Here is a 14,702-nt window from a genome sequence, read left to right on the forward strand (position 1 = left end):
AAACTTATATAATTTTCAAAGAGCGAGCAATTCTATGAAAAATCAAGCTATTTTTTCATATCAGCTTAACAGATTCCCTTTTTTATAAACTCATCTGCATTCTTATCATCATGAATTTTCACACTGCTATCATAGCTTATATTGCCTTTTTCAACCTCATTAATATATAACCCTATAATAAAGCAATATAATTCAATTTGTAAATTTCCATCTGATCTTGAATTAAAAGATAACGGATTTAATGGTTCATATACTGGACTCTTAATTTGTGAATAATTAAATGATAAAAATAAATATAATCTATTAATATTTCTATATACAATTTTTCCATCTTTTACAATGGGATTAGCACTTCCTAAATATCTTGCACAAGGAGGAAGTTCAAACCCTCTAAACTTATCACAATTACAATCATCTTTAAAACTACAATGTTTTTTCTTTCTTTTTTTCAAAAGATCTTCCTCTTAAATTGCTATATATTTATCCTATGATTATTTATATCTCTATTCTACTTATTTTTAACTATTTTATGCTCATCAACTAAATGATCTCTATTTTTATTTATCGTTATTGAACCTATAATCATTATTATTGCAAAAACAATTAAATAAGCAACAACATGCATTTTATGTGAGAAACAAGCTGCAATAATCATAAATATACATCCTATAATTGAAAGTATAGGCATTACAAAACGCTTAAATACTCCTAAACTAGTTTCCTTTTTAATCATCATAATAAAAATGGGAATATACATTGCATAAATAGTGACTATAGGTAATTCTGATGAATCAAAATTAAAAAATCCAAACCACCCTTCAGTTAATTGAGAACCATAGAAAAATAATAACCATACTCCACAAAACAACAATCCTATAACTGAAGAATTTGTAGGCATATTTGTGATATTATCTACTTGTTTAAATACCTTTTGCTTTGGCCCTAATCCTCTTGCTGCTATTGAATAAAGTCCTCTAGTACAACCTAACATTAATCCATTTAATGTTCCTAAACACGAAATAATAACAAATACAAATATTAATGATCCTCCAACACTTGAGAATATCTTTTCAAAAGCAAGCTTAGCTCCTGATTCTCCACCAGCCATCATAACTGAATTAGGAACTGCACCAGCAAGTCCAATATAATATAAAATATAAACAACCATTATAGCAAAAGTTCCTATAATAAGTGCTAATGGTAAGTTTCTTTTAGCATCTTTTAATTCCGCATTTATACTGGTTGCAATAATCCATCCTTCATATGCAAAAGCTGTTGCAACAACTGCAGTAAATAGACCCCCTGCCATATCCACCTTTTCTACAACGGTTTGAAAATTATAAGATGTCATTCCATTTATAACGCCTACAATAGTTCCTACTACAGCCATTAATAATAATGGTATCAACTTAATAACAGTTGTACAGACTTGAAATTTTCCTGCCAAAATTGGTGATAAAGAGTTAATTGCAAAAGCACCTACTAAATATAAACAAGCAATGGTCATACATTCTCCACCTGATATTGAAAATCCAAATAACACGCATGTATACCTAGCAGAAACCCATGCTAAAACTGAAGTTAATGTTGGATAATAAATAACAGCCATAAACCACCCTACATAATACCCATAAGTTTTTCCCATAGTTGCTTCAGCATAATCTACAACACCATTCACATACTCATACTTAGTTGCCATTACAGAAAATGTATAAGCACATGTAATCATAATAATACCACCAATAATCCAAGCTATAATTCCTAAAAAAAGATTGCCCCCAGTAGCAGTTAAAACCTTTTCAGCTTTAAAAAATACACCACTTCCTATAACAATACCTATTACCATTGCTATAGCTGTAAATAATCCATATTTTTTGTGTAACTTATTAGACATACATCACCCCATAATTATATTTAGAAATATTATTCTATAAAAATAGATTATCAACATTTACATTATATGTAAATATTTTTATTGCTATTTTTTTATAAATCCCTTCTTAAAATACAATTTTGTAATTTTTAATAATATAAAAAAAGATGAATATATAAAAAAGATTTTTTTATAATGCAATTTAACTTATTTATAAAATAGAAAAAGAAACTCAACTAAGAGTTCCTTTTTCTATTCTTATACCATAAATCTACTATTCCATTATAAGTTCTAGTACTAACCAATTCTAGTTTTCTTTCTTTAGTATGCTTATCAAATAGAGAAATTCCATCACCTAGAATTGTAGGTATTATTGATATACAAAATTCATCTATTAAATTAAGTTCCAATAATTGATTTACTATTGAGGCTCCACCACAAATCCAAATATTTTTACCTTCTTGTTTTTTTAAATTTAAAATTAGTTCTTCTAAATTCTTATTAGTAAAAGTTATTTCTTCTTTATTTTCTATATTTCTATTTGTGATAACATAACTTTGTTTCCCTTTATATACCCAAATATCTGGCGATAATTCTGTTACTACTTTGTGATAAGTTTTATATCCCAATATAACAGTATCAATTGTTTCAATAAATTCTGGGTAACTTCCTTGTTCAGTATTGGATTGATCCTGTCCACTTAACCAATTAACATCTCCATTATAGTCTGCAATATATCCATCTAAACTTGTTGCTATATATAATATTACTTTTCTCATTTGTAATTTTACTCCCTATTTTATATCTACTAAACTTAGTCTTTCTTACTATATATTAAATAAGTATATAAGTGCAATATAAAAAGTTTTTTAATCTTTTTAATTAATAACTAAATAAAAAATAGAAAGCAGATAGATTTGTTTATTCTACAAATCTATCTACTTTCCACTCTTTTAAAATTAATAATTATCTATTTTCTTTTTTTAAATAAACTTGCTCCTATTGCAGATATCATTGCACCTAAAACTCCAATTACTCCAGCTGAAGTTCCTCCTGTTTTAGGTAAATTTCCTTGATTATTATTAGTAGTACTATTATTACTATTTCCAGTATTACTATTATTACCTGCATTAGAACCATCATTTGATTCATTCTTATCATCACTTGTATTATTATCTTCTGGCTTCTCTGTAGTATTTTCAACTAATCTACCTAATGCTAATTCTAAACCACTCTTAGCATTATGAACTTCCTCTTCAGTAGCATCATCATTAGCAAATACTAATTTTGCCATTTCTAATGCATTAACTACGTTACCATAGCTCTCTTTTGTATATTTACTTGGATTTAAGCCTTCTGCTTTGTTAATTAAGTCTTGTAATTTATCCTTATTTGGCTTTAATCTTAATTCAAGATAAGCTCTCATTAATTTATTATAGCCTTCTTTTACTTCATTTTCTAAAGCATTTGCATCGTCAATAATAACATTAACTTCTGCTAGTACGCTTTCTAATTTACTCCAAGTTGAAGTTATAAATTCATCCTTATTTAATTTACTAATTCTATCTCTTAAATTAATTAATTGCTCTTTATCTCCCTTGTAGAATGATAATTTTTGCATTGCAGCAGCAAGTCTATCAAATGCAGCATTAACTTGATCTTGATTTGCACTAGGATTATTTAAAACTTCTATTGCTTTAGCTAATGCTTCTTTGAACTCTTCTACAACTACAGGAACAACATTTTCTAATTCTTCATCAGTAATTTCATTTGCCATATCAACAGCAATTTGTAAATGATCTTTAAATGCATCTTCATCAACTTCAGTATTTTCATTTACTATTATTTCATAAATTTTTGGTGATGGATTATTAATATCAAATTCTAGCTTAATTTCTAAGATATCCTCATTAACATCTATATCACTTAATTGCTTTCCTAATACACCAACATTTTTCCAAACACCATTTATATTTTTAACGCTTACCTTAGCTTCACTTATATTGTCCTTATCTTGTAAGAATAGTATATTTCCTACATTTGTTACTCTTGTCATCTTGTAAACTAATGATTGAGTAGTTTTATTAATTTCAGATTCAAATGCAGTAGATAAATCTCCATCATATAAATAATCTACTCTTCCTTCTAAATCACCAGTTACTAACTCTACATAATTATCACCAGCATCAGGTACAGTCTTATTTACTTCTACTTCAAATAATTGAACCCAACATCCTGAATTATCTCCATTTGCTTGTATTTTAATATATCTTGCCATTTGACCATTAGCATTTACAGCAGCAATCTTTTTATCTCCTTCAGATGTATATTGTAATTCTCCTAAAGAAGTCCAGTTAATACCGTCTTCAGATATTAAATACTCTGAATTTCTCATATAGTCTGTACCACCAAAATATGCACTTATATCATAAAGAGGTATTTTATTACCTAAATCTACTTGTATATAATGTCCTGCAGATGTTGCTTTATCTGACCAATATTTAGTTGACTTATCTCCATCTAGTGCTTTATCAATACTATAGTTTTGATAAGTTCCTATATTTTGAGATATAGTTGGTGTCATCTTGTAAACTGGAGTTGTCTTAAAAGTATTAATATCAATAGTCTTATTATTATCACCTTTATTTACTAATCTAACAAAAGTTGCAGCTATGCTATTATTAGTCTTCATTATACCATCAGCAACAGTTGTTTCAGCTTCAGACCACTCTATTCCATTTAGTGAATACTCAAGTACTAGCCCTTCATAATCATTTGCTTCAATGATAACTTCTGACAATTTATTTGCCTTAGGAAGTGCTATTCCAATATATCCATCTTTATTAAGCTCTAAAGCTTTAATTTCACCTATAGAATATTCTCCATTTTCAAATTTTACATCAATATTTAAATCTTTTATTGATGATATAACTTGTGGTGGTATTTCTTTAAATATAGCCTTAGAAATTATCTCTCTTGAAACATTTATAACTTCATTTACAATTGGCTTAAGTCTCTTTTCACCTACAGCTACTACATAAGGTGTTATATTTTCACCTTCTAATCTATCAACAGTGAATGTCTTCATTAAATCTAGCTTTTCACTAGCTAAATTATTATTATCAAGCCATTCTTCTATTTCACCTTCTTCTGCAGCTATTAATGATTTCATTGCAGCTACTCCTGCTTCACCTAAAGCATTGTATGAATTTAAAAACGGTTGAATTTCTGAAAGTAAATTATCATTATTTATATTTTCTTTAATAATCTCACAGTCAGATACAATAGTATTAAACTCATTTAATAAATCATTTGCTTTATCAATTACTGATTCATTATTAGAAATTGCATTTTTTAATGCATCTATCTTTTCATTTAAATACCAAGACTCATCATATTCAAAAGCTCCGCTTGCTCCACCATCATCTTTTAAATAACATGTATTGCTTGCAAATCTCATAAACTCTTCTTTTATTTCTGGAACAAGCTTTTCTATTGAAGTTTCCCAGCTCTTCATATAATCAAATTCATCAGTATTCCAAGTATAATCAGCTATACTATATAAAGCAACCTTAGAAGCTTCAGCTTGATTCATAGGATTTGAGAAGAATCCACTAACATTATCTAAATCTGTATTTAAATTGTGTAATGGTGCCATAAGGATTCTTGAATCACAGTAGTCATTAACTGGATAATTCCACCAAACTGCTAAATCCTTATCTACTCCAGTTTGAGTCTTTGGCCACTCCATTACATCCTTAGATATATTAGACATTGTAGCATGACCTGTCCACATTACTTGGATATCAGAATGTAAAGTTTGCATAAAAGGCTTAAAGTAATTATTCATGCTTGGTCCCCATGCTGAGTTATATCTTGCTGAAATAACTATCATAGGTGCAACATCACCCTTAGCTTTTACAAATTCAGTATCAATTCTATTTATCCATTCTGCTTGCTTTCTACCATTAGTCCAATCATCTGTATCATCAAATAAAACACCAAATTGTCTTACTCCTAAATCATATAATTGCTCATATTTTGCTATAAGAGCATCAAAGTCAGCTTCAGTGAATTTTAATGTTGCTCCTGGATGGATTGTCCAACAGAAATTAACATTATTTTCTGTTCCAGCTTGTGCAAGCTCTTGTATTTGCTTAGCCTCTTTTTCTGGATATAAATCCTTCCAATTACTCCTATGATATGGATCATCCTTTGGAGCATAAATATAAGTGTTCATCTTATATTCACTAGTATCTTTCATAAGACTTATTCTATCTTCATGACTCCATGGCGTTCCATAGAATCCTTCAATAAATCCTCTAAATTCTATTTCTGGATAGTCAGCAATTACTACCTCTGCAATTTTATTATCTTCTCTTTTTTCTAGCATTTGTCCTAAAGATAATACTCCATAATATGCTCCATCTTTATCAGAGGCAATTATAGATATATTTCCTTTTTGATTTTCATCATCAGTAGCTTTAATTACATATCCTTCTTTATTATTTAATGCTTCATTAGATAATATTTCTGAATCAGAACAATTTTCACAATGCTCTTTATCTGAAGTTAATATTATATTAGCTTTATCAGCTGAAACTTCCTCTGATAAACTATATTCTATATCATTTTCATTTAATATAGCTTCTAACTTTCCTAGTGTTTGTTTTTCTTGTTCTCCATGAACTACAACATTAACTTCACCTTGTAACTCCATACCTTCTTCTGATATATATTTAGTTTCTTGTGGTGCTGGATAAACTATAGGTTCTTTTTCTTCACCCGGCTCTACATATACAGGTGGCAATTTAATATCATCTTCAACTCCCATTACTTCTACTTCGTAAATTCTTGCAGCATTATCACTACCTTGAGTTGGCTTATCTACAATTAATTTAACATATTTAGCTTTAGTTACAGGAATTCTATCAGTAGTAACTCCAGCAGTATTATTTTTAACGTTTACTACTTCCTTGTAATTACTTCCATCTACACTAGTTAGAACTCTATATTCCTTTGTATTCATTGAAGCGGCTTCTCCACCTGCTTCTGAATGTTTTATAACTATATCAGTAACCGTATCTACCTTGCCTAAGTCTATAGTTAAAGTATGTGTACTTCCACTATTAGCGCACCACTTTGTATTTGTTTTTCCATCAACAGCTTTTTCAGCAGATTCTGATGCAGCTACTGAACTTGATGCACTTACTGATTTTCCTAAAGCAAGGTTAACCTTTTCAGTATTTGCAAAATTTGAAACTGTAATTAATCCTTCCTTAACAATAACATCCTTACCTAATGCGTTTTTGGCCTTTAAAGTTACTGAATATATTCCTTCTTTTTCATAAACTACAGTTGGACTTTCTTCAGTGCTAGTTTCAATATTTGCCCCTTTAAATGTCCATTCAAATTCTGATGATGCCATTGAACTTAAATTTGTAAATTTAACTTCTTGTCCTGGCGCTACAAAAGTACTTGAAACATCAAAGTTAGCCTTTGCATTAAAATCACTATTTAAAGCTTCAGTTATAAATGCTAATGCAGTCTTTTCTGAAAGCTTCTTTCCACTATTTAAACTTGATAAATTTCCCCTTAATAAAGCTTCTAATCTTTCTACTTCTGACGTATTTTTATCTCTCTTTGCTATTAAATAATCTAAAGCTATTTTATCATTTTCTCCTAAAAGCTTTAATTTATCTAAGTTTTCATTACAATGAGATAATACATTACTAGGTAATTTTTCTTTTAACACATTAGCAGCTTCAATCATATCATTAAATTCTTTATTTAATATTTCAATTTCAGAAGTAACGTCTTCACCTTTAACTATTTTTCTAAGAAATTCATCCATAGTTTGTCTTACTTCTGGTGCATCGCCTCTACCAGTAGAAGCCCAACTTGCTTCCATTCTTGATGAATGATCTGCAAAAGTTATCATATATGGAGCTAACTCCCCATACATCTTTTCTATTGATTTTTTCCAAGACTCTTGAGAATCATAATCAGATGTATTCCATGAATAATCTGCACCTGTTGCTAATGTTATTTTTGAAAGTTCTGCATGTTCCATTGGATTCATAGTAAAGAAATCTATTTGTCCCTCCAATGCTTTATCTGCATTATATATTGGTCCTAAAGCTAATTTTTCCTTCATATAATCAGTAACCGGATAATTCCACCATATACCCATTCGCTTTCCATATACAGAGTTTACAAAATTAGCATTTTCTAAATCTATTCCCTCTGATACAACTACAGGACCTGTCCACATTACCATTATGTCACTACTTAATGTTGATGAAAAATCTCTTGTATATTTAGTTAATTCATCAATTGTTCCCATTGCATGAGTATCATATTCTGTTGGAACAGTTATAAGTGGCTTAACATCACCTTTTACTTTAACAAACTCATTGTTAAATCTATTTAATAACTCTGCCTGTTTAACTCCATCCTTATTACTTATATCATCAAATAATATAGCAAAGCTTCTAACTCCCATATTATATAGTGATTCACATTTACTTACTAATGCTTGGAAATCTGATTCTCCTCCATCACCATCAAATCTAATATCTATACCTGGAGAAATTGCAAAAACAAAATCAACTTTATTATCATTTGATGTTTGAATAAGCTCATTCATTCTTGCCATTTCACTTTCTGGATATGGCTCTCTCCACCTTTCTCTATGATATGGATCATCTTTTGGAGCATAGATGTATGTGTTCATCTTATTTTCTCCATAGAACTCTATTTGATCTAATCTATCTTGATGAGTCCAAGGTGTTCCATAAAATCCTTCAACTATACCTCTTGTTTTCATAGTTGGCTCATCACTTATAATAACATCATTAGAATATACATCACTTCCATTATTAGAAATCAACTGTGTTAATGTTTGAACACCGTAGAAAGTACCATCTTCATCTTTACCTTCAATTAAAATAGTTCCACTATTACCATCATTAGAGTCAACAGCAAGTACATACCCTTCTTCTTTTAAGCTCTCAGTAGCTGAAACTCCGATTCTTTCTTTAGCTTCATCCATTTCTTTAATATCATCTTCTACCTCACCAATTATTAATGTAGTTGATGCTTCATCATATGTTTCATTAATTACAATATTATTTTGGCTTAAAAACTCTTTTAGAGTTCTTATTGCATCTTCATCAGCCAAATCTTGACCTTGTAAATTAACTGTTGAAGTAATTGTTAATATTCCCTCATTAACTTGCATATTTTCAGGAACAGGATTTAATTTAGGTAATGATATATTTACTTGATTATTCTTATCAGTAAATGCATCTACCTTGGTTATAGTCATCCCATTAATAATAAATACACTAGCCATTGTTGTTGCTAGCAACCTCTTTAACATCTCTCTCCTCATTTTCTCCCCCTACTTTTTAACATAATAAATTAAAAGTTAACTTTTAATTAATACTTTATACCAAATTTAATTATAACTCTTTTTTGGTAAACATTTACATATGCATATTTAAATCCGCAAGAAATCAATAATATTTCTCAATATTACTAAATATAAATTACCTATAAGAAACTACAAAAAAACTTAAAAACAATTTCATCATTTTCCCAAATCAAGGCATTTATCTCTAAATATTATAATATTTTTTTAAAACTTAACTATTATTAAATTAAAGTTTTGATTTTCTCACTATCAAGCTTTAGTTATCACTGTTACATTTTTGACCTTTCTTGACTTTGAGCATATAATATACTTGTACAAAGAAATAAGAGATGTACACAAAGTAAAAAGAACTCACTACTCATACTAGTTAAAAGTAGTAAGTCCTTATAATAGTCAAATAAATTTATTGTAATAAAATTTAAATTAATGAAAGAGAGTGATTTTATGACAATCTATAATTATGATAAACATGAGGACTATAAATTTGAATATAAAAAGGATCATATATTAGTTGATAAATATTATGATACTACTAAAAAATATGCACCTTATACTTCAATGCTTTCTAAACCTGATTTAAGTGAAGAAGAATTTGATAATATTTGTGAAGATTGGTATTCTAGAAAGCATAGAGAAGAAGCTGCTAAAGCTGCTCACAAAAAAGTTAGCTAATAAGTATGTTTATGAAAAAATTTAGTAATAAAACAGAAAAACTGTTGCATTTCTTAACTTTGCAACAGTTTTTCTATTAAAATTTTTAATGACTAGATTTTCTACATCTATACTGTAAATCTAATATTCCATTATAATTTCTAGTACTAATTAATAGAATCTGCTATATATGCATCTAAATTTTTTGCAATATATAATACTACTTTTCTCATTTGTACCTCACTTACAAAGTCTTAACTATTTAGCCACTGAAGATAATGCTAATACTGCAATTAATAATATTACTGTTCCAATATATATTGCCATACCTATTGGCGTACCTGCATTAACTGTATACCCTATGCCAAATCTCTTTTCAACATTTACTCTAGGATCTTCCTTATTATAATAAATTAATCCAAATATCCATTTATCGTCATCATCTTTTTGCACAACAGTATCTTTTTCTATTTTATAATTAAATCTAATTTTATTAGCTTTTATAATAAATATTACTAAAACTCCAATTAGTAAAATCATACATATTAAATTAATGCTTACTATAATAATATTCATATCTATAACTTGTAATAAAACCAAATTTCCTATTGTTAATAATAATAAACTAACTATTTCTGCCCAAATCATAGTATTGGATAGAAGATTTCTATATTTAATATTTCCTTCCCTAGACCTTTCAACATTTCTAGGGTCAATTCTTAATTTAGTACTTCTTATTATATATTCAGCAAATATAAATATTACTGATATAAAAACAATTGAAATAATTAATGATAAAAAAGTTCCTATATTCTTTTCTGAATAATAGGTTGCATTTCCCATAATATCAAAATTAGTAGCAATTTTATTAGGTAATAAATCATATTTTGATACAGTAAAATATATATTTCCCAGTATAAATACTAATGCTAAAACTATATCTATAATAATATTTCTTTTATTAAACTTTATTTTTTCTATTTCAAAAACAGTTACTTGCTTTTTACTTTTTAATCCGCCCATTATACTTTTTATCTTTCTCATTTTAGTATTATGAACTCCATAAGATATACTAGAAACAATTATTGCAAAAAATATTGCTATAGTCATTATTAATTCACTATTCCTTAAACACCCTAAAATTAGAATGACTTCTGAAACTATCATAATAATTATATTAATTATCTTAAATCTTTTAATTAATTCTTTTGTTTCAATATTATTTCTTATTTCTTCAGTAACAACACATCCTAAAAGTAATTGTTTATTTCCTTTAATAGGCAATATACTTATTGTATAAAATTGCACTATTATAACTAATGTTAATACTATTAGCATTAAAATCCTCTCCATTACCATTTCCCCCTTATAATATATCTAATACACTCTTTACTAAATCTAGTATTTCTTCTTTATTAAGAGCTTTTGCCTTACCTTCTAAAATTATCTCTCTTATTTTTTCCTTATATTTTCCCATGAATATCTCATCATCTTTAGCTTCTTTTACTTTTATCAATACGCCTTTACGCCTATCTACTGTAACAAATCCTTCATCCTTTAATAAGTTATAAGCCTTATTTACTGTATGAAGATTTACCTCTGTTCCAGAAGCCATTTCCCTTACTGATGGAAGCTTTTGACCATCTATCAATTCTCCATTAGCTATTTCTTCAACTATCTTATTTCTTATCTGCAAATAAATCGGAACTTCACTATCAAATTCTAATACTAAGAACATATTTCCCCTCCTTTATTATATTTGTTATATATAATATATAACAAATATAATAATTATTCAATATTTACAAAAAACTTTTACTTCCTTTTAAGATTTTATCTAGAAAATAAATAACTCAATAAAAAAACTGCAGCAAAATCATATACTTTGCAGCAGTTTTTTCCCAGAGGAAATGAATTTTTTCTTATCTCTGTGGTATTAATTATACCCCATTTCTATCCTTTTTCTTTTTAAGCAATGCATTAGTGTCAAGAGTTTGAGATCTTGATTTCTCTACCCTCTTCTCTTTTTTAAGCTTACGCTTTTTCTCTTTTTTCTTAACTTCACCTTTTAAAGAATCGCTAGATTTCTCAGTAGTTCTTGCATTATCAACTTCTTTTTCTACTGCTAATTCTTTCTTCACAAAATTCTTTTCATTAGTTTTCTTTTTCTTATTTCTAATACCAATCTTAATATACTTAGAAAAATCTAAATTCAATCTTCTATAAGCTATATCAGATAAGAATAATATTAATGCTAATATAAGAAGTAAATTAGTTAAATTAATCTTCTTATATTCCTTTTCAAGTTTTCCTTCAAAAACTTCTTCAGGCTTATTTATAAAATTCCCATCAGTTTCACTTACAAGAGAATCTAACTTAACTGAATTAGTATTAAACTTATATTAATCAGAATATTTAAGTGCAAAGGCTCCTTTATAAGTACTAGTTATATTTTCTCCATCTTGTTGTCTAATGTTAAAATTATAAAATCCTAGCTCACTTAGTGGAACATTAGCTTCAAATTTCCCTGGTTCACTTTGAGTTAATGTAAACTCTCCTTGTGTACCATCCTCTCCATTATAAACACCTGTTACTTTAGTATTAGAATCAACATTATCATTATAGTACTCAACCTTAGCTTCATTACCATCTTGAGTTATAGATAAATGTCCCTCTTCACCATAAGATGGTATTGCATAATAAACTATATTTTTAATTAATTGAGGTCCATATTCCCAAGTTAAATAATTTTTACTAAAGCTTCCATCAATATCACTTGTAAAGCTCACAGTTTTCCCTATTCCATATTGTCTTACTGCAAGTATTGGCTCATCTCTATTAGAACTTAATATTTCAATTGCATCATCCTTTAAAGATGTACCTATATATCCAAGCAATGATGGAATTCCTTCTGAAGTTTGTACACCTGCTAATACTTCATGATTACTTACTATACTTGGAGTAAATTCTTCATTTATTATATAAGTTCCAACTGACATTAATACTTCTTGAGCAAATATTCTTGGAATATCAGTATATATATCAGTATAATAACTTCTTCCATTACAATTTTCTGCTAACTGTGTTAATAATCCTGAATTTGAATCACTTCCTACTGCAACTGTTGATAATGATATATTATCATTATTAAACTTTCTTAAAAGCTGTTCATAAGTTGAATAAGGAATGGAATCCTGCCCATCAGTTAAAAGTATAGTATGTTTTATTTTTGCCTCACTTTCACTTTGAAGATTATAACCTTTTTCAAGTGCAGGATATATAGATGTTCCACCTCTTATTTGTATTCCTGATATAAGCTCTTTTATATAGTCCTTATCAGTAACCTTTTGAGTAGGAACTACAACATCATAAGTATCATCAAAGGCTATTACAGAAATATCATCAATTTCTCTTAAATTATCTATAGCCTTCATTGCAGCTTCCTTAGCTAGTGTTAGCTTACTAACTCCTCCACCCTCTGAACTCATACTACCTGACTTATCTATTATTAAGTTAATACTTATTGAAGGCACTTCGTTTTTACCCTTCTTATCCATGTTTACAGGGAGAATTGTTTCTAAAGCTGTATCCTTATATCCTCCAAGAGCATAGGAATCCTCTCCACCAAAGGTTACAACTCCGCCACCATAGTCCTTTACATAGCTTTCTATATTCTCCATAAATCCATTAGTTAAATCATCTTTATAAACATTATTTAAAACTACTGACTTATATTCTAACAATTCATTTAATGTACTTGGTGATGATGCTGGACTAATTGTTTTTATATTAGCTCCACCATTTTTTAATATTTCTTCTAGTGCTGTAGAATCACCCTTTACTCCATTTATTATTAAAATATTAGGTTTATCTACTACATTTGTAAAGGCACTATACTCATTATTAACTTTATTTGTATCACCTTCTGCTTCTACAGTAACCCTATAACTTTTAAAGCCTCCACTATTTTGTACATCTCTAAATATGAAAGAATTACTTCCTTTTTTTACTTCTACAGTCTGCTCTCCAACCTTTTCTCTTCCGCTAAAAAGAGTAAGTTTTGCAGAAGCATTATAATTAGACTCTAAATCTATTTGTACTGAAAATTCTTCTCCAATAGATATATTATCAGGTATAGTTACATTATCTACATAAATTTCATTACCGCTTTCTCCTGTAACCTTATATACCTTTAAGTCTATATTTTCTGCATTAATTAGTGGAATAGATTTTAATATATCTCCCTTATTTTCTTCACCATCAGTTATAAGTACTATTCTTTTTGATGTACCATCTTCAAATAATGTTATTGCACTTTCTACTGCTGCTTGAATATTAGTTGCTGTACTTATTGGAGTTGAACTTAACCCTTTATACAGTTTTTTATTATCTATAACTTTATCTACCTTTGCATTATCTCCAAATAATATTACTCCAGCTTTATTTCCCTTTGGCATTATCTCTAAAGCACTATTTATAAAGTTTTCTCCACTATCTTTAAAAGAACTTATACTTTCTGATACATCTAATAAAAATACTGTAGAGATATTCTTCCCCTTAATACTTATTGTTATATTTGCAAAAGATAAAAGCATCAGAGTAAAAATAACTATTCTGCTTATTAATATTAACACTTCATTTTTATTATTGTTTTTAAACTTCTTAACACTGTAATAAATGAAGAAGATAAGTATTGGAATTAATATTAAAAAGTAAAGATTTCCTATATCAAATTTCATA

General features: G+C 28.2%; 9 protein-coding genes. 1 reads left to right on the top strand and 8 read right to left on the bottom strand.

The annotated features are described in order from the left end of the window. Positions 1–65 precede the first annotated feature (65 nt). The 4 genes from HCG76_RS05970 to HCG76_RS05985 all read right to left on the bottom strand — a co-directional run bounded on the left by HCG76_RS05970 (position 66) and on the right by HCG76_RS05985 (position 9,269). Positions 66–452 (bottom strand): hypothetical protein, encoded by a 387-nt coding sequence (locus HCG76_RS05970; protein ID WP_221699441.1) that lies wholly within the window; start codon positions 450–452, stop codon positions 66–68. Between the two features lie 56 nt (positions 453–508). Continuing rightward, positions 509–1,894: an APC family permease gene (locus HCG76_RS05975; protein WP_221699440.1), complete on the bottom strand. Its 1,386-nt coding sequence runs from the start codon at positions 1,892–1,894 to the stop codon at positions 509–511. A gap of 215 nt (positions 1,895–2,109) precedes the next feature. Then, positions 2,110–2,652 (bottom strand): dihydrofolate reductase family protein, encoded by a 543-nt coding sequence (locus HCG76_RS05980; protein WP_221699439.1) that lies wholly within the window; start codon positions 2,650–2,652, stop codon positions 2,110–2,112. A 191-nt stretch (positions 2,653–2,843) separates the two neighbouring features. Further along, positions 2,844–9,269, bottom strand: coding sequence for a beta-N-acetylglucosaminidase domain-containing protein (locus tag HCG76_RS05985; protein ID WP_221699438.1), 6,426 nt, complete (start codon positions 9,267–9,269; stop codon positions 2,844–2,846). Between the two features lie 486 nt (positions 9,270–9,755). On the opposite strand from HCG76_RS05985, the gene HCG76_RS05990 reads away from it, so the two are divergent. Continuing rightward, positions 9,756–9,983, top strand: a complete 228-nt coding sequence (locus HCG76_RS05990) for a hypothetical protein (RefSeq protein WP_221699437.1) — start codon at positions 9,756–9,758, stop codon at positions 9,981–9,983. Between the two features lie 237 nt (positions 9,984–10,220). On the opposite strand, the gene HCG76_RS05995 is transcribed toward HCG76_RS05990, so the two are convergent. From HCG76_RS05995 to HCG76_RS06005, 4 genes are all read right to left on the bottom strand, one after another. Beyond that, on the bottom strand, positions 10,221–11,315 hold the full coding sequence (locus HCG76_RS05995) for a DUF5808 domain-containing protein (protein ID WP_195514921.1): 1,095 nt from the start codon (positions 11,313–11,315) through the stop codon (positions 10,221–10,223). Between the two features lie 13 nt (positions 11,316–11,328). After that, positions 11,329–11,700: a GntR family transcriptional regulator gene (locus tag HCG76_RS06000; protein ID WP_221699436.1), complete on the bottom strand. Its 372-nt coding sequence runs from the start codon at positions 11,698–11,700 to the stop codon at positions 11,329–11,331. A gap of 202 nt (positions 11,701–11,902) precedes the next feature. After that, positions 11,903–12,178 (bottom strand): hypothetical protein, encoded by a 276-nt coding sequence (locus HCG76_RS18990; protein WP_260458047.1) that lies wholly within the window; start codon positions 12,176–12,178, stop codon positions 11,903–11,905. A gap of 186 nt (positions 12,179–12,364) precedes the next feature. Then, positions 12,365–14,701: a VWA domain-containing protein gene (locus tag HCG76_RS06005; RefSeq protein ID WP_260458046.1), complete on the bottom strand. Its 2,337-nt coding sequence runs from the start codon at positions 14,699–14,701 to the stop codon at positions 12,365–12,367. Position 14,702 lies beyond the last annotated feature (1 nt).

This window comes from Clostridium sp. K13 (assembly GCF_019734195.1).
Lineage (GTDB): Bacteria > Bacillota > Clostridia > Clostridiales > Clostridiaceae > Clostridium.

Excerpts from the sequence above, each read along its gene's own strand:
- HCG76_RS05975 (WP_221699440.1), bottom strand. The coding sequence starts at position 1,894 with ATGTCTAATAAGTTACACAAAAAATATGGATTATTTACAGCTATAGCA.
- HCG76_RS05980 (WP_221699439.1), bottom strand. The coding sequence starts at position 2,652 with ATGAGAAAAGTAATATTATATATAGCAACAAGTTTAGATGGATATATT.
- HCG76_RS05985 (WP_221699438.1), bottom strand. The coding sequence starts at position 9,269 with ATGAGGAGAGAGATGTTAAAGAGGTTGCTAGCAACAACAATGGCTAGT.
- HCG76_RS05990 (WP_221699437.1), top strand. The coding sequence starts at position 9,756 with ATGACAATCTATAATTATGATAAACATGAGGACTATAAATTTGAATAT.
- HCG76_RS05995 (WP_195514921.1), bottom strand. The coding sequence starts at position 11,315 with ATGGAGAGGATTTTAATGCTAATAGTATTAACATTAGTTATAATAGTG.
- HCG76_RS06000 (WP_221699436.1), bottom strand. The coding sequence starts at position 11,700 with ATGTTCTTAGTATTAGAATTTGATAGTGAAGTTCCGATTTATTTGCAG.
- HCG76_RS06005 (WP_260458046.1), bottom strand. The coding sequence starts at position 14,701 with ATGAAATTTGATATAGGAAATCTTTACTTTTTAATATTAATTCCAATA.